Source organism: Aeromonas sp. QDB54, from assembly GCF_027707385.1.
Taxonomy (GTDB): Bacteria; Pseudomonadota; Gammaproteobacteria; order Enterobacterales; family Aeromonadaceae; genus Aeromonas; species Aeromonas hydrophila.
This window is the reverse complement of record NZ_JAPCIT010000013.1, coordinates 126,646-146,797: the sequence shown is the minus strand read 5'-3', so window position 1 is coordinate 146,797 and position 20,152 is coordinate 126,646. Positions and strand designations below refer to the sequence as shown.

The following is a 20,152-nucleotide window of genomic DNA, read 5'->3' as shown; positions in this document are numbered from 1 at the left end:
ACCACGGGAATTTCTGCGCAGTCGGGTATCACAACCCTAAGCGGGAAAAAGTGTCTGGACCTATGGGGTCAAATCCAAAAGCCAACCTGAGTGGGCCAGTGCTTTCACCTTGCTGGCGTCGCTACTGACGGGGTTGATGACCTTTCTCAAGCCCAACGAGCGCGCAGCAATGCATCGGGCAGCTGCCGGACAATTTTTGGCTCTTCGGAATGAAGCCCGTTTTTTTCGTGAGATCGAACTACTTGAGATCGATCGGCTGGGAGAGTTTCCTGAGAGATTGAAGGCTCTCTCCTCTGCACGCAATGAGCTGAACCAGAAGAGCCCGAGTATTCCACGGCGCGCATTTGTCGCTGCACGCAAAGGCATCGAGGAAGGCGAAGCTACCCACAAAGTGGACAAGGAGAAATGACAGAATGTCGGTATTGAGTTTTCTGACGGACACAGCCAGCAGTGCTGTGCTGTCTGCTACCGAGCAGTCGTCTATCACGACCTCGATTTCTACGCTGCAAACTCGAATTGGTCAGCATTTCGCCAACGGTGTGTTCAAACAGCACTTCCGCTTCGGCTCATCGACGCGGGGGACCATTTTACCGCGCTCTATGGACGAGCGTTCGGATATCGATTACATGATCGTGTTCAGCGAGAACAACGCCACGCCACAGACCTATCTGAACCGGCTAAAGGCTTTCGTTGAAAAGTACTACCACTCTTCGGAGATCCGCCAGTCCAGTCCAACAATCGTCTTGGAACTGAACCACATCAAGTTCGACCTCGTGCCCGCTACAATGACGTGGCTTGGCGAGTTGCAGATTCCGGATGGCTATGGCGGCTGGATGACGACCAACCCGAATGATTTCAATGCAACGCTTGAGACAAAGAACAAAGAGAACAAATCGCTGATCAAGCCGTCCATTCGGCTGTTCAAGTACTGGAATGCGACCGCAGGTTTTCCGTTTCGCTCCTCCTTCGAAATGGAGAAATGGGTCTGCGGCCTGAGCTTCTGGTTTCAGACAAACCAGAAGGATTATTTCTTCGCAGTCATCGACAATCTGAATACGAGCCCCTCATACCCTCAGAGGGTGAACAACTAAATCACGCGCGCGAAAACCATCGTGGCCAATGTTCGTCAGTATGAAAAGGATGAGATGCCGGTGACGGCAGAGAACGAAATCAAAAAGCTGTTCCGACTTTGAGGAGGAATACATGCCTTTCATCGTATTGGAATTGGCGGGCACCGATAGTTGTCTTGGTAAAGGAGCTCACATGGTATCCATTCATGTACACCCACAGGCTTACCACTCCCCTTTCCAGCCTGACGAAGGGCTCTCTGGTGGATCGGTGCGGGGTTTGATATCGAGGGATAACTCCAGTGCTGCGAGGATCTTAAACAAGGTACCCAGCTTGGTTGACTCGGGATTGAGCTCAAAACTGGAGACAGTGTCTTGCCTGATACCGACCTTGTCGGCCACTTTGCCCTGAGACTGTTTTTGCAAACACCTAGCATCCTTGAGATAGGCGCTTAGTTGCTTAGCGCTGGTTACTTTCATGATTCGACATACCCGATTGCTGACACCCTCTCAATGTACACGCTATAACAGGTATTTCAATAATTACACGCTTTGGCAGGTAATCACTCTTTACACGCTAAAGGAGGTATTTTATCGAACTATCAATGCCGACTAAAAATTGACCCACTAGGTACAGAGCAACAGCAATCTCTCTCACATTGAAACGACAAACCCGCCTAGTGGCGGGTTTGTCGTTAAATTGAGGTAGCCCTGCATAACAGGGCTAGAACGAACCTAGTGTCATCACCAGTATGGTTGCTGGGAGAGGACTGAATCTAGGGCTGCAAGGACAGTATAGCAGTATTGCCAAATGACTCAAAGTGAAGAAGAATGAACTGAACCTAGAAAATCACTTTGTACCAGTCTTGAACTGTTCGGTGATAGCAACTAAATGCCGAGGGTACACATGAATAGCATTGTCATTCTTGCCTTATTTTACGCGTTTATGACTTTGTTCGGTATAGCCTCCCTCTACCTGTTTCTAGAGAGACAAAAACTTAAGAAATCAAAACTTACAGAATCGCCAACCAAGAATCACTTTGACCCAATGAATTTAGACCCTCATTGAGTAACTACGGGGCCTCGGAAAACTGTACCAGTTTCAGCTATTGCTCTGCATATTTGATAACTTTTACTCCTTCCCCAAAATTAAAACGCCCAGCCATAAGGCTGGGCTACATAATAATATCTGCCTCTACGGCAGAATATAGTCCCCAACTTGGATGATTTCTTCCAGTCCTAATCTTGGCTGCCTATACGGCAGTTCACAGCCTGGATGAACAGGCCTGTCGGCGTTTTGTTTTCTTGGCTGCCTATACGGCAGTTCACTGTGCGCATGCAAACGTAATACTTTGAATGAAAAGGGAAAAATAGCATCGCTGTAATTTGACCATCATTCTGCGGTTTCTCTAACTGCTTGTTTTACCTTGCTAAGGATAGACCATTCTAAAAAAGGGTTGAAAAAATCGTTCCCAGGTCTGGAACGTATCCCGTGTAGAGATCATTGGATGCCAGTCCATAACTGCTATACCCGCGGCCTTCGCTTCGCTCGTACCGATGCTTCTGAATGTGCAGAATGTAACTTTGTCCACTGCTGGCACTTTGCATAAAAACTGAATGAAAAACCCCAACCACCTTAGTCTCGTCTGGCATATGGGGTTGGAATGCTTCGCCTCGTGCCTTTGCCCGACGTTTAGCTCTGGCTAGTCGTCGCCTCCGCTCTCCTACAAACAGTTTTGCCAGATTCTGGTTACGAATAAACCTGACATTCTGGCAGGTATCTGGCACCTCCAGCACAAGACTGAGCGCAAAAAAATTATCCGCCTGCATCACTTGAAAATAGGACCGCTCTCTAAACCGTTCCAACAAGGATTTGTTCGTACTGACGAAGGCGATAGAACGACCGAGATCTCTATCACTCCACTCTGGGAAGGCTACACCGATCTGGATACCAGGATGGGCTTGGCGAAAACCATGGAGTATTGATATACAACGGCCTGCCAACAGGCCACAATCAACATCATCAGATAGGTAACGGATAGCAAAAAAATAACGGTTTTCGGTCATCTCCCCTTCCCTTTCTGAAACAATCCACCTTTCACTAAGACAGCCATCAAATAGTGAACTTCTCCAGGTAGCTCAACCCCACCCCCTTCAGACGACTCCAGAACGGTGACAAACTGCTCTGCTTTTGTTAGCAAGTGATAAAAATCCTGGCCGGTTGCAGGATGACGCAATGCTGTTAGCGCCTCGTGATTGGCTCCATACTCATGTACTCGCAACGGCAGGTCTGCGTCATTTGCCCACCAATCATCAATTTTTTGCAGTGCAGCACCAATTTTCTGCGGATTGATACAGGCCGCTAGCTGACCATCGCTACATTCGACAGTAGCTAGCTGGCGGCTTGCCACGCTGTGATCATCTGGTCGTTCGGTAAATTTTTGACTGGGGAAGATTTCTTGGCAAAAACCCGTTTTCAGGGAGGCTGTTACATCGGCAAACCAGAAAATATCGGGCTGACTCAAAGCTTTCGCCATCTCGCTAGTCAACTGCTCTAGTTGTTTTTGTTCCAATTCTGGCCAATCGCCCGACCAACTCAGCCTACGAGCATCTGGGATATTGTATGTGGAACCCAGCGAAGTTTTGATCTCGATTTTGGTTCCTTGGGTATATTGATTGCGCCACAACCAGATTCCCCTCAGCACGTTAGCGCTGTAGCGGCGGGCCAATTCATTGTATCCACCGAGTCGCTGGTAGGCCTGCGCCAGCCCGATCATCACGCGCAAAACATCAGGGTTGGAGCAAACATACGGCCGCATTGAATTGGCCTCTACCCTGAGCGAAAAACGGCAATACAGCTCATCAACGTTCGGGGGAACATAACACGCTTCGATCGTTTGGGGGTTGCTGTATGCCAGTTCATATCGCTCAATATTTTTCGGCTTTAAATTGGCGTCAAACCCCTCCGTGTAGCCACATTTTTGCCCGCTAATCTTTGCCACTTCGATCCGCAGCGGTACAAAATCAGATTCTGCTGTTTTGTAGAAAAACACCGCCTTGCCGGGAGATAGCGAGCGGCTATAGCTGAGATGAGTGCACAGTTCCATGCATTTACCCCGTGTTTGCTGAACCATTCATCAGGATAGCCCCCTTCGCATCATTCAACTGCCAAAAGCCAGCGCCAAAGAACCGTTTTTTGCCTGCTAGCCTCATTTCAACGGGGTTGATACAGAGTGCCGTACCAATTGCAGATTCTGCGTAGACATGCTGGCCTTCGATACTTCCAGCCCGCTCAACGGGTTCTTCAAGAAAGACAAAACCAGTCGCAACCGGACGTAATCGACGGTCTAGTGCTAATGCTTCACTGAGTTCCTCAAAACTGCGTAGATCGGCATCAGACGGGTATATCCAACACCCATATCGTGGCAATCGAGATAACACGGTAAACAGCGTACTTTTATCTTGGTAAACAGTGCACCAGTTGTACTCTTCATACAGCGATGGTGGATGTAAACACCCTCCTGCGAAGCGAGCAGGCAGCGCCACTCGCAGCAAATCAAGGCAAGTTGTGAATGGCAAGGATCCACCAGTTGGGATATGTACCTCGATAATCAAGTCCATGCCCAAATCACAGTATCTCCCATCAAGTAGGCCGGGACGACGGATGGCTGAAACAGACTTAGGATCCGCCGATTTGCTAGGCTCAGGTAGATGCTTCCCAGTCACCAGGCTGTAACGACCTAGGTACCAAGCCAGCCCTCGAAAATAAACCGATTGGCCGATCAATGACTGCAATCGACGTTCATAGTCATGACAAAATCCAGCCAACGCTGAGAGCGACGGAATACCGCACAGATAGGGATTTGCCAGAGCTGAGGCATCGTAAACGGTTAAGCCTGACAAATGCAGGTAGTAACAAGATGTTGGAGGGTGTGGCTCATCCTTTTCCTCATCGTCCGCTAACTGCCTGAGCAACCATAAAATCTGACTTTTAATCGGTGCCATCAACGCGGGATGAAACGCAAAGCGCCTACCTGCTGAATGGTTTTGCAGTTCAAGATGAAATCTGCCTGCCACTTGTAGCATGAGCTCAGGTAGCATTTTTTTGGGCTGGGTGATGAGCTCCAGCTCCAACCCCCCTGATGGCAGGTTACCAGGCTCCCCACGCCCACTGCTCACTATCTCATCCCGCCACTCTATTATTGGTCCTAACCATATCGCCAATTGGCGCCGCAGGTAGCGAAGGGCCGATAGCCGCAATTGCCGCTGCTGTTTTCGGGTCAACCCTGGCCTAGATATCACATGCTTCAGCGCATCAATAAACACATGGTCATTGAAAACCGAGCGATCAAACAGACTCTGGCCATTTGCCAGCCGATGTTTGCGGGCCTGTGAGAAACTGCGGGCTTTGTCCGGACTAACTGGCGGAGGGTAATCGAGTACAGCTACCTTGCCACCAAGGGCACCGACCAGACTCCCTACGCTGGCCGGATGATCATGATGTATATAGGTACACTGCAATTTCTTTTCATGAACCACATTTTGTAGCTGGGCAAGCAGTGCATGGCTGACGACGGGTGTGACTACGCAGTAATTACCCTGGTACAGAAAACGCACCTGTTTTGAAAAGGGACTCACTACAGTCGGGAACGTGTTGTTCTCCAAATTACTCGCTAACAACTGGCACCAGATATCAAGTTGCTGTTGCGTCAACCCTAACCCTATCAACGCCTGCTCCCACGTCTTACTCCTGGCTACTAGCTGTAATGCCAGATTAGTGCTGTCATCGCGGTATCGAAACGAAGTGCCAAAAAGCTTGGCAAGGTTTATATCAGAACTATCATGGGCCCAGCCCATTCTCATGGGTAAACCTGCGCTGCTGATAACACCCGGGATCAGCGGTGGTGCATTTATTATGAGCCGCTCACCACTGACCCGAGCATCAGGATATTTCAGATTGTGAGTGTGCAGCCAGCGAACCGTATGTAGGCAATTCGTGATGTGCCCCTCATCGCTCAAAAGTTGCCTGGCGAGACCCTCATCACACAGACTTTCTACCCTATCGCGTTTGAGCGTCAGATTCAGCAGCACAACCAATGCCATTTTCTCTGCACCATCGACACCTATCTCCGCAGAATAGGGAGCAAGATAGCGTCTTAACTGTCTGTCGCGCTCACCATGATCCTCAATGTCCAATAGCTCCTCGATATGCATTATCGTCACCATGCAGGTAGATAGGTTGAACTGTGATCATGATGGGACTGCATACGCGCCTGGCGTAACTCGACTACGTGTCGGAGGTGAAACACTGCCCGATGAGGCGATACCGTATTTCGGCTAGCCGGTCTGATAGACAGCGGCAAAAATCCCTCATGGTGTAAACGGCGAACCTGCTCAACAGAGGTGGATAACAACGTTGCGGCGTCTACTGCTGAGAGCAGAAGATCTCCTACATTTGCGACCCTGCACTGAGGATGGCGGGCGACCAAGTCGGTCAAAAAACCGATCAGATTTTTGAGTATAAAATTCTGCCCCGTATTGCGCATTGGGATCTGACGGCAATCAGCCACTACGCTCCCGAAAACATCCACAAAATTGGTATGATTCAGCGGCTTGGTTTGCCTGACCAATGCATCATCCACCATCTGCTGTAACTCCCGCCAGAAAGCGTCAGGCCATGCAGTAAAGTGGCCGATGGCTTTTGTAAGGGCCCTGTCGTCACGCACTGCCTCATGATCACTGAGGTAACGCTGCTGATACCAATACAGAGCTCCAAATCGCGCACTCAGGGAGCCTATGGCTAACAGCGGATTGGACGATTCAAATGAACAACCATAGGCCAATGCCGACAATTGGATTTCATCGGGCTGGGCCGGGACCGTTGATGCTGTACGTAAATCAAAGCCACACTGGCAATGATTTATCGATTCGCTGGCCAGGTAATTAAGGGATTCACCACAGGCTGGGCAACTATAAATCAATCTCCCACCATGACGATGGCATCCAACATAGGGTTTGAAGTGCCAGCATTGACGCACATACGCTGACTCGCGCAAACAATCTGGACAACAGGGGATTTGATGAACCCGAATGAAACTGAGCGGGATATCGACGCCCGACCTGTGTACAGCTTTGTAGTGATTACCAAAACTGATGGCCGAATGGCATAGTGCCAACTGGAGTAAACGAAATGGAGCTCCGTCAGTCAATCTATCCACAAGTTGCAAGGCCCTGACCCGTAAACCACTAGATCGGCTTGCATGAAAAATGTTGAGCCTTGATAGCTCCAATGGAAATGCCCCGGCTGCCGCATGATCCGTCGTGTGAAGCCAGTCCTGAACTGAGCCGCTGAAGATGCGATAGCGCTCAAAACCATTTTCTTGGGACAAGCGTAAAAAATAGCTCTCCAATGCCTCGTCAGCGAAGGGTTCAGGTCGAACAAGAAGATGCATAAGATCACCAAAACTAAATATTGCTTAGTTTTTAGGTGTAGCACATATCCTTGGTATCACCATTCGAGCAGACACACTTTTAGCTCAGCAGCACACCCCGACTCTCTTCCCTCTACCCGTGGCACTTACAGTCTACTCCTTGGAGACATTACGCCGATGTTTCTAGAACAAGTTATCAACTCGGCCAAAGTGCTCGGGATCTGCTGGCTCGTAATCATCCGCAAACATATTGTTTTGCCGATGGGACTGGCGCAAATTCGCAAGGGTTTCAAAGAAGCAGCTCTCGCAGAGATGCACTTCATACCGCTCCCCGTCATGCCGGGAACCATACCCCCAGTTGGCAGACAAGGTGGCATGGTTCTGCTCCCCCGCCATCATCGTGCTCTCGCCACAGATATCGCAGCGTACATCTACCACCTGCTCGGTTGGAACCACCGCTTTCACCAGCATGTGCACTCCTTAACCTCAGTGTTGTCTATACGATCCCAGCATAGGAATGGCTGATGGGCGAAACGGAGGCTCGCCGACCAAACGACAGGGCCGAGTCACTCCGCAGAATCTCGTGATTCCGCATATTCGGTGACAGACAACTGCTGTAGCAACTCTCGTTGTTTCTCCTCTGACAGCTTTGCCATCATGCAGATCAATTCAGCAAGCAGTTCGTCATCACAGTAGAAGTAGGCCACCGGATAACCCAACTCCTGAGCAATGCGTTGCATGGTCTGGTAGTCTGGGGCATGTTTCCCCTTCTCGTACTGGTTCATCCTGGCGCTAGCTGTGCTCTGTTCCATACCTAATCGTATCCCCAACTGCTGTTGAGTCAGACCCGTCGCCTTTCTTGCTGCTTTGAGTCTGATGGGTAATGGGTTTGTCATGGGGTCTCTGCTAGCTGAGGATCAGGTAGCTAAGATTCTCTTAGTCTTATACGAACAAGTGTACTAAGCAATACTTAGTTTTTAATGCTCAGCGGAAATTTTCACGTTATCGCTTTTTTAGTAACTGACTGATAGGGATCTTATCGGTGAATTGCAGCGGGTTTAGAACCTCTTCTTTGCCTGCTGCATCAATTTCATAACGCGAGTATTGTTTCACTTCACAAGCCTTGATCTCATCAATCGGTTGCAAAAACGGATTCACTTGGTCGGGATAAAACAGCGCGTATGCCACTGCAATGTGCTCATGTTTCAGCGTCTCGGCATGAGCAGCCAGTGCCTGTTTGACTGACTCATCCAGCAGCTGTTTAAGTGCACGTAGGCTACCGTAACAGGCAGCGAACAGTGCGTAAATTGTATGCTTGGTCTCCAGCCTGGCCTGAGTATCAAAAGGCATACGATTGGCTAATCCCATAATAAGGCGAATAAAATTTTCTCTATCATCCGACAATTTGAAATATGGAATGGATCTGCGTATCAATAGCCTCGAAGACCATTGTGGCTCTTCAGCGATTTTGGTAGCCCACGGCATACCAACTAGCACAATCGGGATTTTGGCTGTTTCGCTGATGTATTTGAGCCGATTGGCAATCTGATTGCGTTTTTCACGGGTCTTGTTTTCGATGAGCTCCTGAAACTCATCGATAATGATCAATTCTGTCTCGCAGCGTTTCAGACACTTAATCAATGCCTCGGTCAGACTTTCAGCAGAACTCTTGTGGATTCGGTCCGAACTACCAAATTGACCAAGATCCTTTAGTAGCTCAACCATGGTAGATTCCAAAGTCGGTCTACTGGGGATCCTGCTGACGAGCAGTGGTTTATGAATAAAGCCATGTCTGACTTGCTCTGGATGTTTGGCTGCATAATGACGGATTAGGGAAGATTTACCCGTTCCGGTATCACCCGTTAGCAGCATACATTGTGGTTCACCAGCAAACTGTTTGTTAAAGCGAAGACGATCAAAATCCTCTTGGATTGCCCGCAGTAATGGGGTCTCGACATAACACTCGATAAACGACCTGAGCTTATCTGCATCATGACAGGATAGATCCATCAGTAGGGCTCCAAGCCAGAAGTGAAATTATCCCAATCATCACAGTGTTCTGGCTGACTTGCGCTCTCCATTTTCGAAATCACTTCATTTGTGGCCGGATGATTGAGTTCGTGAACAATACTGGTTTCTGCATGGCTGCCAACATTACGATATTTCGCAATTTTGTTGACTCCTTTGACATTTCTCTGCCTAATATTCTGCCTGACCTCAATTAATTCATTTTTTATTCTATCATTTAGATAGATTCGTGCTTTGGATAAGCTGACAACATCCATTTGTTCATTAATGAAATCTCGGTGTAATTTCACATTAATTTGATGTTCCTGTAGGCTCAAGCCTTTTGTATAACCTATAGGGTCAATACATGGGACACGGATGTAACTGCCAAGGTCCTCAAGAAAAACATATACATAAGATATATCCCTTGGGTTGAGTTTTACGAGGACTTTCCGTTTTCCCCTTGTCTGGTCAGGATAATTCATACGGTAAGAAGCCAGCTCATCTGAATCGTAGCGGAGATGATAGCGCTGAATGCCGCCTCGCCTGTGCGTACAATGCAAGCTGAGGCTCAGGATTACTTCAAGCTTCGTCAGATCATCACCGATGATAGGTGCCGGAGGTGCATCTTTGTTTCCATGTTGCCAAGATATAATTGGAATATAGCGATATCTACTATCTGGCTCATAATGGTAGACATCGATGACCCAATGATGAAAAATCTCTAGGAAGGTGGAAAAGCGCATGACTGCATCTTTCTGAGGGTCGTAATCTCCTTTTTCCTGAATATTTGAAAAGGTTTTACCAGGGATCGGCTCCAGAAGCTTGCGATTAATGATGCCAAACATCCGTTCGATCATAGGTTTCAGCCATGGCTTTCTGACTGGGTTGTATTGGATATTGATCCCAAGTTCCAAACAAGACTGTGCAAGGCTAGCACTCCAAAACTCAACTCCATTATCAACAACCAAAGTCTCTGGTTTGCCATAGCATGGCCATTCATGTTCAATCGATGGATATTTATTTTTTACATAGTCTTTTTTAGAAATGCTACTGAGCAATGCGTTACGAACAGATTCATAACTAGGCTGATTGAAATTCAGATTAAAACCTACAACACAATGGCTATAAGCATCAATTAGCAATGTCAAACTAGGACGCCCTAAGGGAACTAATAAATCATCATCGAGTAAAAGTAGATCCAATGGTGTATGGTCTATTTCTACCCTCTCCATAATCCGGCTAGGCGGTTTATGACTAGCGATGGCCTTAAATTCAACATCGGCTATATATGAACCATTTCGACTTTTCATGACTTGATAAGCTGGCAGCTTTTTTATTCTGTTATAAAAAGCCATATAAGATATAGTTTTTATAGAGTTTTCGACAACACCGAGATTCTCTATTCGAATAGAATCGCTGTAGAGTTGAAATGCGGATGCGATTGAAGGTTGCTCTCCCACCAGATAACGATGGACAGCTTGCTCAAAAAACAGCTCATCACTAGGTGGAAGCCGACTTCGAGCGTTACCTTTCGCTTGGTGTTTAGGAATAAGAGAAACCAGCTTCCTACCATGCTGGATATAGATCTTTCTCCAACGCGCAAGTGTTCGCCAATTAGGGGTGGGAGGCGGTAAGACTAAGGCCGCGTCAGCAAGCAATGGCGTCAGGTTTTTCTCTGTCCAGCCTCCTGCCAAATTTTTTTCAACCCAAAGAATATAGTCGCGCCGATGCAGAGCCTCTACCTTGAGAACATAAGGAAAACTATCCACTGTAGCAGGTAAAACAGCTTGAATGGCGTCAATGGGGGAAGTGGAGGTCGACGGTTGAGGAATGACGAACTCATCCTCAAACAATCCACCATTATGCTTATCCATGGTCAATGCCTGAATGACCGCCAGCCCACACAAAACTGGAAATACCAATTTTCTGTACCGTCAGATCACTCTGCATGATCCCTCTGGCAATCAATGACAAGGCTGATGCCAGGACTTCTTCTGGTGGCGCATCTATAGAATCAGATAACCGTAACAATGATACACGACCAAGCTTCTGCACTAGCCCAAGAAGCTGCATGTGCAGGGGAGTAAAGCTCTGAAAGCCGGAGTAACGATGCAACAATTTCAAATTTCCCAGAATAGGGTCAATTCTGATCTGCTTTTCTGTAACGAGCTTTAACGGGGAGGAAAGCTCAATGGCTCTCTGCTGCTTAAGCGGAAATCGATGGAGAAAATCAGGATCAGCGACTTTATCTGAAGGTTTTATTTCAAGAAAACTGACACTGTCATTCTGGTCGACTAAACGAAAATCTGGAGTATAGGGACATTGCCTTCCAGCGAATTCGTAATAGAAGCCTTCTGGCTGGGCCTCATAAAATTTGACAGAAGGAGAGTACTCAAGATGAAAGCAGGTATCGAACTCCAAAGCCGATTCCACTGTAAATACAGTGTTCATTTTAGCGCTGACAAACTTGAAGAGGTTTTTTACGCGGGAGTGCTTGAGATGCCGACGGTACATAACACACCACCAACCTGTTGTTACTTTACTACAGGTTTAGGCTATGTCAGCTTATGATGCAAGATCATGTCAACTTATGCTTTAGATATGTCAACTTATGGTTTAGACGACATGAATTGCAGAAACAAGTGGTGGCCCTACCAGCCACATCCCGGCACTCGAGTCCCCCGCCTTGGCTGCTACCTTCCGGTCCTGACCAGGTCGACGGGTTATCAATGCGAGAGGACCAATAGGACCACCGGCTAGGAGAATAGGCAAACTGGCCTCTCAATGCAACGGCTTTCTGCCCTCGCTCATGCTGTTCGCCTTATTTTTCAACAATCTGGCCAAGGGTTCAGCTAAACAGCATGAATTTGGCGCCCACCAGCAGCATCAGCAGGGCGAATGCCTGCTTGAGCCGCTGGGGAGAGAGCCGGTGCGCCAGCTTGGCCCCCACCCGGGCAAACTGGGTACTGGTGAGCACGATGCCGAGCAGCGCCGGCAGGTAGATGAACCCCAGGCTCCACTCTGGCAGGTCTGGATTGTTCCAGCCGGCGTAGAGGTAGCTGAGGCTGCCCGCCAGGGCGATGGGCATGCTGCAAGCGGCGGAGGCCGCCACGGCGTTGCGCATCGGTACGCTGTTCCAGCTCAGATAAGGCACGGTCAGCGAGCCGCCACCGATGCCGAACAAGGCCGACATCCAGCCGATGACGGTGCCAGCGATGCCGGTGCCGAGCGCTCCCGGCAGATGACGCTCCGCCTTGGGCTTGAGGTTGAGCCCCATCTGCAGCGCCATGGTCCAGGCGAAGCAGCCGATGATGATGTTGAGGGTGCTGGCACTGAGCAGGTTGGCGGTCATGCCGCCGAGCCAGGCTCCGACCAGCATGCCGGCGCCGAGCCGGCGGATCATCACCCAGTCGACCGCACCGGCCTCCTGGTGGGCACGCAGCGAGCTGAAGCCGGTGAAGATCATGGTGGGCAGCGAGGTGCCCAGTGCCAGATGGGTAATGATGTCGGGCGCAACGCCCTGGGCGTGAAAGCTCAGCACCAGCACGGGCACTATGATGAGACCGCCGCCGATGCCGAACAATCCCGCCAGCATGCCGGCGAACGCCCCCAGCAGCAGATAACCCATAAACAGCATAAAAATTCCTTCCGAGGCGGTGCAGCGAACAAATGGAGCGCTGCACATAAAAAAAGAGATGGCCCTTGGGCCATCTCTTTATTGTGCCGGTTAACTCAAGGGAATGGTACCGTCCATCACCTTGTAGAAGGCCAGCACCGCGCAACCGAGCAGGGCCGCCGTCATCCCCTGCTCCAGCCGGTTGAGGCCGCGCAGCCCGTGGTGCTGGCGCGCCTTCCAGTAGATGAAGATGCCGGGGCTGTAGAGCAGTGCCACCAGCAGCAGGTACTCAACCCCGGCGGCATAGACCAGCCAGCAGCCGTAGCCGGTGGCCACCAGCGCCAGGAACAGGTCGCGCTTGCGCTGATGGGGCTGGCCTGCGTAGGTCTCCCCTTTCAGCGCCAGCTTCAGCCCGTAGGCGCCGGAGAAGACGTAGGGCACCAGCGCCGCCGAGGTGGCAATGTTGACCAGCGCCAGATAGGTGCTGCTCTGGAAGTAGATGATGATGAGGAAGGTCTGCACCAGGCAGGTGGAGCACCAGAGCGACACCTGCGGCGAGCCGTTCTTGTTCTCCTTGGCAAACCAGCCAGGGAACACGCCGGTCTTACCCGCGATGTAGGGCACTTCCGCCGCCAGCACGGTCCAGCTCAGCAAGGCTCCCATCACCGAGATCACCAGGCCGATGTTGATGAGCCAGGCGCCCCAGGGGCCGACCACAGCTTCCAGGATCATGGCGGTGGAGGGGTTCTTGAGGGCCGCCAGTTGCGGCTGGTTCATGACCCCCAGCGAGAACAGGGTCACCATCACGTAGAGCGCCAGGGCACCCAGCAGCGCCAGCACGGTGGCACGGCCCACGTCCTTGCGATGACGGGCACGGGCGGAGACCACCACGGCCCCCTCGATGCCGATGAAGACCCAGAGCGTCACCTTCATGGTGGACTTGACCTGATCCATCACCGAACCCAGTTCAGGGGTGCCCTGACCCCAGATATCCAGGGTGAAGGTCTCCATGTTGAAGGCGAGCAGGATGGCCACGCAGAACACGATGAGCGGCACCATCTTGGCGATGGTGGTGACGATGTTCACCAGCGCCGCTACCTGAATGCCACGCAGCACCAGGGCATGCACAGACCAGATGAGCAGGGAGGCGAGCGTGATGGCCACCGGCGTGTTGCCGTCACCGAAGATGACCTTGTCCGGCGTGTCGAAGAAGTAGCTCAGCGCACTGAACACCACGATGGCGTAGGAGACGTTGGCCAGCAGCTGACAGAGCCAGTAGCCCCAGGCGGCGTTGAAGCCGATGAAATCGCCGAAACCGGCCTTGGCATAGCTGAAGATACCGCCATCGAGATCCGGGCGACGCATGGAGAGGTTCTGATATACCAGCGCGAGGCAGATCATGCCGATACCGGTGATGGCCCATCCCAGCGCGACGGCCCCGGCACTGGCATGAGCGGCAATGTTTTGCGGCAGACTGAAGACTCCGGCACCGACCATGGAGCCGATCACCAGCGAGATGAGGGCACCAAGCCCCAGTTTCTTGTCCATCTCAATCCTGTTTAATTAGGCGGCGGCAGAGCGTCCGTATTCATACTGCGCGCAATATGGGAGGGGCTAGAAATCCGTACCCCGTGAAAAAGGCGGCAACTATATTGCATGACTATTCCGACCGCAATCCCTCGTACCGTCAATCATGCACCGTCTTGACCGCGCGCAATTTTACAGCACTGACCCCGGGGGCCTGTGAGCTGGTTCAAATTAAGAAAGACCCGTTGATATTTCACATTTTTCCATGACCTGAGCCCCGTTTTTACGGATCAGACCTGCATGAGAATGCAGCTTGCAGCCGAGGTCGACAAATCCGGCTGCTGACAAACGTTTCAATAAAAATGCCCCTGCGCCGAGGGCCAGGAGCATCTGCAACAGAGCGCCGATATTCAGAGGCGCAAGCCGCCGTCCAGCTCGATCATCCGCCCAGACAGATAGTCATTGGCGAGAATAAAATGCACCGTCTGGGCCAGCTGCGCTGCCTGCCCGAGGGTACCCACCGGGATGGCCTGCTGCATGCGGGCCATCGCCTCCGGCTTCATCACCGCCGTCATGTCGGTGGCAAACACCCCGGGAGCGATGCCCATCACCCGAATGCCGTGGCGGGCCAGCTCCTTCCCCCAGGTGACCACCAGCGAGGCCACCCCCGCCTTGCTGGCGGCATAGTTGCTCTGGCCGATGTTGCCGGCGCGGGCGATGGAGGAGATGTTGATGATGACGCCCCCCTCCCCGCCGGTGGCCATCAGCGCCGCCCCTTCGCGCCCGCACAGGAAGGTGCCGGTGAGGTTGACGTCGATGACGCTTTGCCACTGGGCCAGGCTCATCTTCTCCGTCAGCGCCCCCTCCTTCACCTTGATCAGCATGCCGTCGCGCAGAATGCCGGCGCAGTTGATGAGGCCGTGCAGGGCACCGAACTGTCCCTGGATGGCGGCGAAGGTCGCCTCGACCTCCGGCTCGCTCGCCACGTTGCAGACGAACAGGGCGCACTGGCCATCACGGCTGCGCACTTCCGCCTCGGTCACCTCCAGATCGGTGCGGTTGACGTCGATGAGCGCAAGTTGCGCCCCCTGCTCCGCCAGACTCAGGGCGATGGCGCGGCCCAGCCCCCTGCCCGCCCCCGTGATGGCGATGACTTTCTGTGTGATATCCATAAATGCTCCTGGTGAGATGGCCGGTAACTGTCGAGTCAAAGACTATCGGGTAAAAAGGTAGATAGCGGCCCTTAACCCGGCTCTGTCTTGTCCAGATAAAGTTCGACGATGCTGGAAAAATCCCGAGCACCCTGCCCCTTGGTGGCGTGCAGGTTGAAGAGGTTGCGGGCCAGGGCCCCCATCGGCACGGCGCTGTGGGCATGCTCGGCCAGCGCCATGGCCAATCCTAAGTCTTTGACCATCAACCGGGTCATGAAGCCCCCCTGATAGTTGCGCGACGCCGGTACGTTTTCCATCACCCCGGGCCAGGGGTTGTAGCGCTCGAGACTCCAGTTGTTGCCCGAGCTCTTGCCCATGATGGTGGAGAGCACCCCCGGATCCAGCCCCTCCTTGACCCCGAGCGCCAGCGCCTCGGCAGTGCCCGCCATGTGGATGGCGAGCAGCATGTTGTTGCACATTTTGGCGATCTGGCCGGCGCCGAGCGCCCCGGCGTGAAACAGGTTCTGCCCCATGCAGGCGAGCACGGGTTTGGCCGCCTCAAAATCCACTTGTTCGCCACCGACGATGAAGGTGAGCGTGCCCGCCGCCGCGCCGGCCACGCCTCCCGAGACGGGGGCATCGAGAAAACGGATGCCGCGCGCCTGCGCCGCCGCCCCCACCTGGCGGGCCGAGGCCACATCGATGGTGGAGCAGTCGATGACCAGGGCGCCGAGCGGCAGGGCCGCCAGCAGATCCTGCCCGCCCCGCTCACCGGCGCTCTCGCCCAGCCAGAGGCTGCGCACATGCTCGCCCGCCGGCAGCATGCTGATCACCAGCTCGCAGCCGCTCACCGCCTCGCGGGCATCGCCGGCGGCGATGCAGCCGGCCTCGATGGCCCGGGTCAGGCTGTCGGCCACCAGATCAAACACCTGCACTGTGTGCCCCGCCCTGGCCAGGTTGGCGGCCATGGGGCCCCCCATGTTGCCAAGCCCGATAAATCCAATCCTTGTCATGGTCTGTTCCTTGTATGTGATCGCCCGTCAGCAGGGACGCAGGGGGTTGCTCCCCTCGGGCCAGCGATAGAAGTCATCCAGCCAGGCCTCGCCCGCCTGCGGGCCCTGCCAGCGGGGTGATTTGTCCTTGTCGATGAGCAGCGCCCGCACCCCTTCCACGAAATCCCCTTTGAGCACGCAGTTGACCGAGAGGGCCAGCTCGTCGGCAAACACCTCGGCCAGCGACTGACGTCGAGCCTGCCAGAACTGGCGCCAGAGGATGGCGCGGCTGATGGGGCTGCCGCTCTGGCAGGTCTCCCGCGCCAGGGCCAGCGCCGGTTCGTCCAGCTCGGCGCCCTCGAAGCGTGCCAACACCCCTTGCAGGGAGCGGCCGGCCAACAGCGCATCGATGCGTTCCTGGTGGGGCAAGAGCACGGGGGCCGGCAGCGTCTGGCCAAGGGATCGCTGCAAACCGGCGAGCAGCCCCTCGATCTGCTCGCCAGTATCGGCAGAGTCAGACCAGTCGAGGGCGGCGAGGCGCGCCGGCAGCTCCGCCCGCTCGCGGCTCGCCATGGCGTGATCCGCCATACCCAGGCCGATGGCATCCGCCCCGTTGAAGCGGGCCCCGGTGAGGCCGAGCCAGAGCCCGAGCCGCCCCGGCATGCGGCTCAAAAACCAGCTGGCCCCCACATCCGGATAGAGACCTATGGTCACCTCCGGCATGGCGAACAGGCTTTTTTCGGTGACCACTCTAAAACCAGCTCCGGCAAAGAGACCGATGCCGCCGCCCATGCAGATGCCGTCCGCCACACAGATGAGGGGCTTGCTGTAGCAGTGGATGTGGTGATCGAGCCGGTACTCCTGCTCGAAGAAGTCGCGGGCATAGCCAAACAGTGCCGACTCGCTCGCCTCTTGTTTGCGGTAGTAGAAGGAGCGGATGTCGCCACCGGCGCAAAACGCCTTCTCGCCGGCCCCCTGCAGCAGCACGCAGACGATGGCCGGATCCTGCTCCCAGCGAGTCAGCGCCGCCTGCAGCAACTGGATCATCTCAAGGCTCAGGGCGTTGAGGGAAGCGGGGCTGTCTAGGGTCAGCATGCCGATGTGGCGGCCATCCGCCGTGGGGTGGGTCTCGATGCGCACAGGCTCACTCATGGCGAGCCCCCGCAGACAGGGTATCAGCCCCTGCGACATGGCGGGCCGCCATCATTACCTCATTCATCCTTCACTCCCTCACTCTTTACCGGCTTGGATTGGTCGTAGTGCCAGCGCGGGGCTCGCTTCTCGAGGAAGGCGGCCACCCCTTCGCGCTGGTTGGCATCGTCAAACAGGGTGAGAAACAGGCTGCGCTCGAGCGGCAGTGCCGCGTCCCGATGGCTGCTGCGCCCCTGATTGATGAGGGTCTTGCAGGCGCGCAGGGCACTCGGGCTCTGGCGCTCCACCAGCTGGGCCATCTGGTGCGCCGCCTCCCAGGCGTGGCCCTCCTTCACCACCTCTTCCACCAGCCCCATCTCGTAGGCCAGGGTGGCGCTCACCTTTTCGCCGCAGAGGATCATCCGCTTGGCCCAGCCCGGCCCCACCAGTTCGGTCAGGCGCTGGGTACCGCCGGCGCAGGGCAGCAAGCCCACCGAGGCCTCCGGCAGGCCCAGCTTGGCCTGCTGCTCGGCGATGCGGATGTCACAGGCCAGCGCTACCTCGAGGCCGCCCCCCATGGCGTAGCCATTGATGGCGGCGATGCTGACCCCGTGAAAGCGGGCCAGCGCCTCGAAGGCGCGGCCAAAGGCCTCGGCCACTTCGCGGGCGTGCTCCAGGTTGCCGTCGGCAAACATGTTGAGATCGGCGCCGGCACAGAAGAATTTGTCCCCGGCCCCGCGGATCACCAGCGCCACCACGTCGGGGCGGCTGTCGAGCTCCACCATCATCTGCAAGAAGGCCTGCAGGCTGGCGAGGGTCCAGGTGTTGGCGGGAGGATGGTCGAGGGTGATGTAAGCCACGTGACCGTGATATTCGAGCCTGATCCTTGTCATTGCGTTGTCCTTGTCAAAAAACCTGCCCCATGATGACAGGGTTGAATGGAGCCGACCTGCGGCTGGCTCACAAAGCCTGACGACGAGCCACGCCAACCGCGTCGTCAGAGCGGGCTGCCGGGCACGGCGGCCCTCCTGCTACTCCAGCGCCAGCCCGGGCTCCGCCAACAGGCGGCGGGCGATGATGAGCCGCATCACTTCATTCGTCCCTTCCAGAATGCGGTGGACCCGGGTATCGCGCAGGTAGCGCTCGAGCGGGTACTCGCGAATATAACCATAGCCGCCAAAGAGTTGCAGGGCGTCGTCGCAGACGCGGTGCCCCACGTCGGTGGCAAAACGCTTGGCCATGGCGCACCAGGCGCTCTTGTCCGGCGCCCCCGCATCGAGCCTGGCCGCCGCCTGGCGTACCAGCAGCCGGGCGGCGGCGAGTTCGGTGGCCATGTCGGCCAGGCGAAACTGCACGCTCTGAAATTCGCTGATCGGGTGGCCAAATTGCTGGCGCTGCTGCACATGGGCCAGGGCATCGTCGAGGGCCTGCTGGGCAGTGCCGACCGAGCAGGTGGCGATATTGATGCGCCCGCCATCGAGCGCCAGCATGGCGAACTTGAACCCTTCCCCCTCCTGCCCCAGCCGGTAACGGGCGGGAATGCGCACGGCGCTGAAGTTCACCTCCCGGGTCGGCTGGCTGTTCCAGCCCATCTTCTCCTCCGCCTTGCCATAACTCACGCCGGGCGTCTCGGCCGGTACCATGAAGGCGGAGATCCCCTTCGCCCCCTCGCCACCGGTGCGGGCCATCACCACCAGCACGTCGGTGCTGCCGGCGCCCGAGATGAACACCTTGCTGCCGTCGAGGAGGTAATCCTCGCCATCGCGCACCGCGCGGGTCTTGAGGGCCGCGGCATCGGATCCGGCACCCGGCTCGGTGAGGCAGTAGGAGCCCAGCAGCTCGCCGCCGGCAAGCCTTGGCACCCACTCCTCGGCCACCTCGGGAGGCAGCCAGCTGCCCAGCATCCAGCTCACCATGTTGTGGATGGTCAGATAGGCGGTGGTGGAGGTGCAGCCCATGGCGAGGCGCTCGAAGATGAGGCTGGCATCGAGCCTCGGCAGGCCGAGGCCGCCGTACTGCTCCGGGGTGTAGAGGCCACAAAAGCCAAGCGCCGCCGCCTGCTTGATGGTAGGGATGGGGAACTCATGCTCCTTGTCCCAGCGCGCGGCGTGAGGCTTGAGCGCCTCCTCGGCAAAAGCGCTGGCGGCCTCCACATAGGCCTGCTGATCCGGGGTCAACGTAAAATCCATCTTGTTCGCTTCCTTGTACTTGTTCGATCCGTTTCTGT

At 54.5% G+C, this 20,152-nt stretch carries 18 protein-coding genes, 1 other RNA gene and 1 pseudogene; 2 read left to right on the top strand and 18 right to left on the bottom strand.

Annotation, left to right across the window (positions count from 1 at the left end; all coding sequences use genetic code 11):
* Window positions 1-94: 94 nt before the first annotated feature.
* Together PG881_RS14385 and PG881_RS14380 are read left to right on the top strand one after the other, a co-directional pair.
* Window positions 95-409 (top strand): annotated as a pseudogene (locus PG881_RS14385) (SLATT domain-containing protein); the annotation flags it as partial.
* Between the two features lie 4 nt (window positions 410-413).
* Window positions 414-1,091, top strand: a complete 678-nt coding sequence (locus PG881_RS14380) for an SMODS domain-containing nucleotidyltransferase (RefSeq protein ID WP_270800822.1) — start codon at window positions 414-416, stop codon at window positions 1,089-1,091.
* Between the two features lie 201 nt (window positions 1,092-1,292).
* On the opposite strand, the gene PG881_RS14375 is transcribed toward PG881_RS14380, so the two are convergent.
* The 18 genes from PG881_RS14375 to PG881_RS14290 form a co-directional block, all read right to left on the bottom strand.
* Window positions 1,293-1,547 carry a helix-turn-helix domain-containing protein gene (locus PG881_RS14375; protein ID WP_113995280.1) on the bottom strand — a complete coding sequence of 85 codons (255 nt, stop codon included), beginning with the start codon at window positions 1,545-1,547 and terminating at the stop codon, window positions 1,293-1,295.
* A gap of 966 nt (window positions 1,548-2,513) precedes the next feature.
* On the bottom strand, window positions 2,514-3,134 hold the full coding sequence (gene cas6f / locus PG881_RS14370) for a type I-F CRISPR-associated endoribonuclease Cas6/Csy4 (protein WP_270800819.1): 621 nt from the start codon (window positions 3,132-3,134) through the stop codon (window positions 2,514-2,516).
* Window positions 3,131-4,174 carry a type I-F CRISPR-associated protein Csy3 gene (gene csy3, locus PG881_RS14365; RefSeq protein WP_161524853.1) on the bottom strand — a complete coding sequence of 348 codons (1,044 nt, stop codon included), beginning with the start codon at window positions 4,172-4,174 and terminating at the stop codon, window positions 3,131-3,133. Before csy3 ends, cas6f begins: the two co-directional genes overlap by 4 nt.
* A gap of 4 nt (window positions 4,175-4,178) precedes the next feature.
* On the bottom strand, window positions 4,179-6,281 hold the full coding sequence (locus PG881_RS14360; protein WP_157668944.1) for a hypothetical protein: 2,103 nt from the start codon (window positions 6,279-6,281) through the stop codon (window positions 4,179-4,181).
* Between the two features lie 5 nt (window positions 6,282-6,286).
* The gene (locus PG881_RS14355) at window positions 6,287-7,519 is read right to left on the bottom strand and encodes a TniQ family protein (RefSeq protein WP_113996090.1); all 1,233 of its coding nucleotides are present in this window, start codon (window positions 7,517-7,519) and stop codon (window positions 6,287-6,289) included.
* 162 nt (window positions 7,520-7,681) lie between these two features.
* A complete protein-coding gene (locus PG881_RS14350; protein WP_088821971.1) occupies window positions 7,682-7,969 on the bottom strand; it encodes a hypothetical protein in 288 nt (95 codons plus the stop codon).
* A 95-nt stretch (window positions 7,970-8,064) separates the two neighbouring features.
* Window positions 8,065-8,394, bottom strand: a complete 330-nt coding sequence (locus PG881_RS14345) for a helix-turn-helix domain-containing protein (protein WP_088821970.1) — start codon at window positions 8,392-8,394, stop codon at window positions 8,065-8,067.
* Window positions 8,395-8,500: 106 nt separating this feature from the next.
* A complete protein-coding gene (locus PG881_RS14340; RefSeq protein ID WP_270800811.1) occupies window positions 8,501-9,508 on the bottom strand; it encodes a TniB family NTP-binding protein in 1,008 nt (335 codons plus the stop codon).
* A complete protein-coding gene (locus PG881_RS14335; protein ID WP_113995225.1) occupies window positions 9,508-11,382 on the bottom strand; it encodes a Mu transposase C-terminal domain-containing protein in 1,875 nt (624 codons plus the stop codon). Before PG881_RS14335 ends, PG881_RS14340 begins: the two co-directional genes overlap by 1 nt.
* Entirely contained in the window at window positions 11,375-12,022 is a 648-nt protein-coding gene (locus PG881_RS14330) for a TnsA endonuclease N-terminal domain-containing protein (RefSeq protein WP_113995226.1), read from the bottom strand. Before PG881_RS14330 ends, PG881_RS14335 begins: the two co-directional genes overlap by 8 nt.
* A gap of 135 nt (window positions 12,023-12,157) precedes the next feature.
* An RNA gene (ffs, locus tag PG881_RS14325) (signal recognition particle sRNA small type) lies at window positions 12,158-12,254 on the bottom strand.
* A 102-nt stretch (window positions 12,255-12,356) separates the two neighbouring features.
* Window positions 12,357-13,145, bottom strand: a complete 789-nt coding sequence (locus tag PG881_RS14320) for a sulfite exporter TauE/SafE family protein (protein WP_011705953.1) — start codon at window positions 13,143-13,145, stop codon at window positions 12,357-12,359.
* A gap of 90 nt (window positions 13,146-13,235) precedes the next feature.
* Complete coding sequence (gene arcD, locus PG881_RS14315) at window positions 13,236-14,672, bottom strand: arginine-ornithine antiporter (RefSeq protein ID WP_029300698.1); 1,437 nt, start codon at window positions 14,670-14,672, stop codon at window positions 13,236-13,238.
* A gap of 389 nt (window positions 14,673-15,061) precedes the next feature.
* A complete protein-coding gene (locus PG881_RS14310; RefSeq protein ID WP_270800809.1) occupies window positions 15,062-15,823 on the bottom strand; it encodes an SDR family oxidoreductase in 762 nt (253 codons plus the stop codon).
* A gap of 71 nt (window positions 15,824-15,894) precedes the next feature.
* Complete coding sequence (mmsB, locus tag PG881_RS14305; protein ID WP_270800808.1) at window positions 15,895-16,815, bottom strand: 3-hydroxyisobutyrate dehydrogenase; 921 nt, start codon at window positions 16,813-16,815, stop codon at window positions 15,895-15,897.
* Between the two features lie 27 nt (window positions 16,816-16,842).
* Window positions 16,843-17,946, bottom strand: coding sequence for an enoyl-CoA hydratase/isomerase family protein (locus PG881_RS14300; RefSeq protein WP_270800807.1), 1,104 nt, complete (start codon window positions 17,944-17,946; stop codon window positions 16,843-16,845).
* A gap of 59 nt (window positions 17,947-18,005) precedes the next feature.
* Entirely contained in the window at window positions 18,006-18,818 is an 813-nt protein-coding gene (locus PG881_RS14295) for an enoyl-CoA hydratase (protein WP_024943941.1), read from the bottom strand.
* 138 nt (window positions 18,819-18,956) lie between these two features.
* Window positions 18,957-20,114, bottom strand: coding sequence for an acyl-CoA dehydrogenase family protein (locus PG881_RS14290; protein WP_270800806.1), 1,158 nt, complete (start codon window positions 20,112-20,114; stop codon window positions 18,957-18,959).
* Window positions 20,115-20,152: the final 38 nt, after the last annotated feature.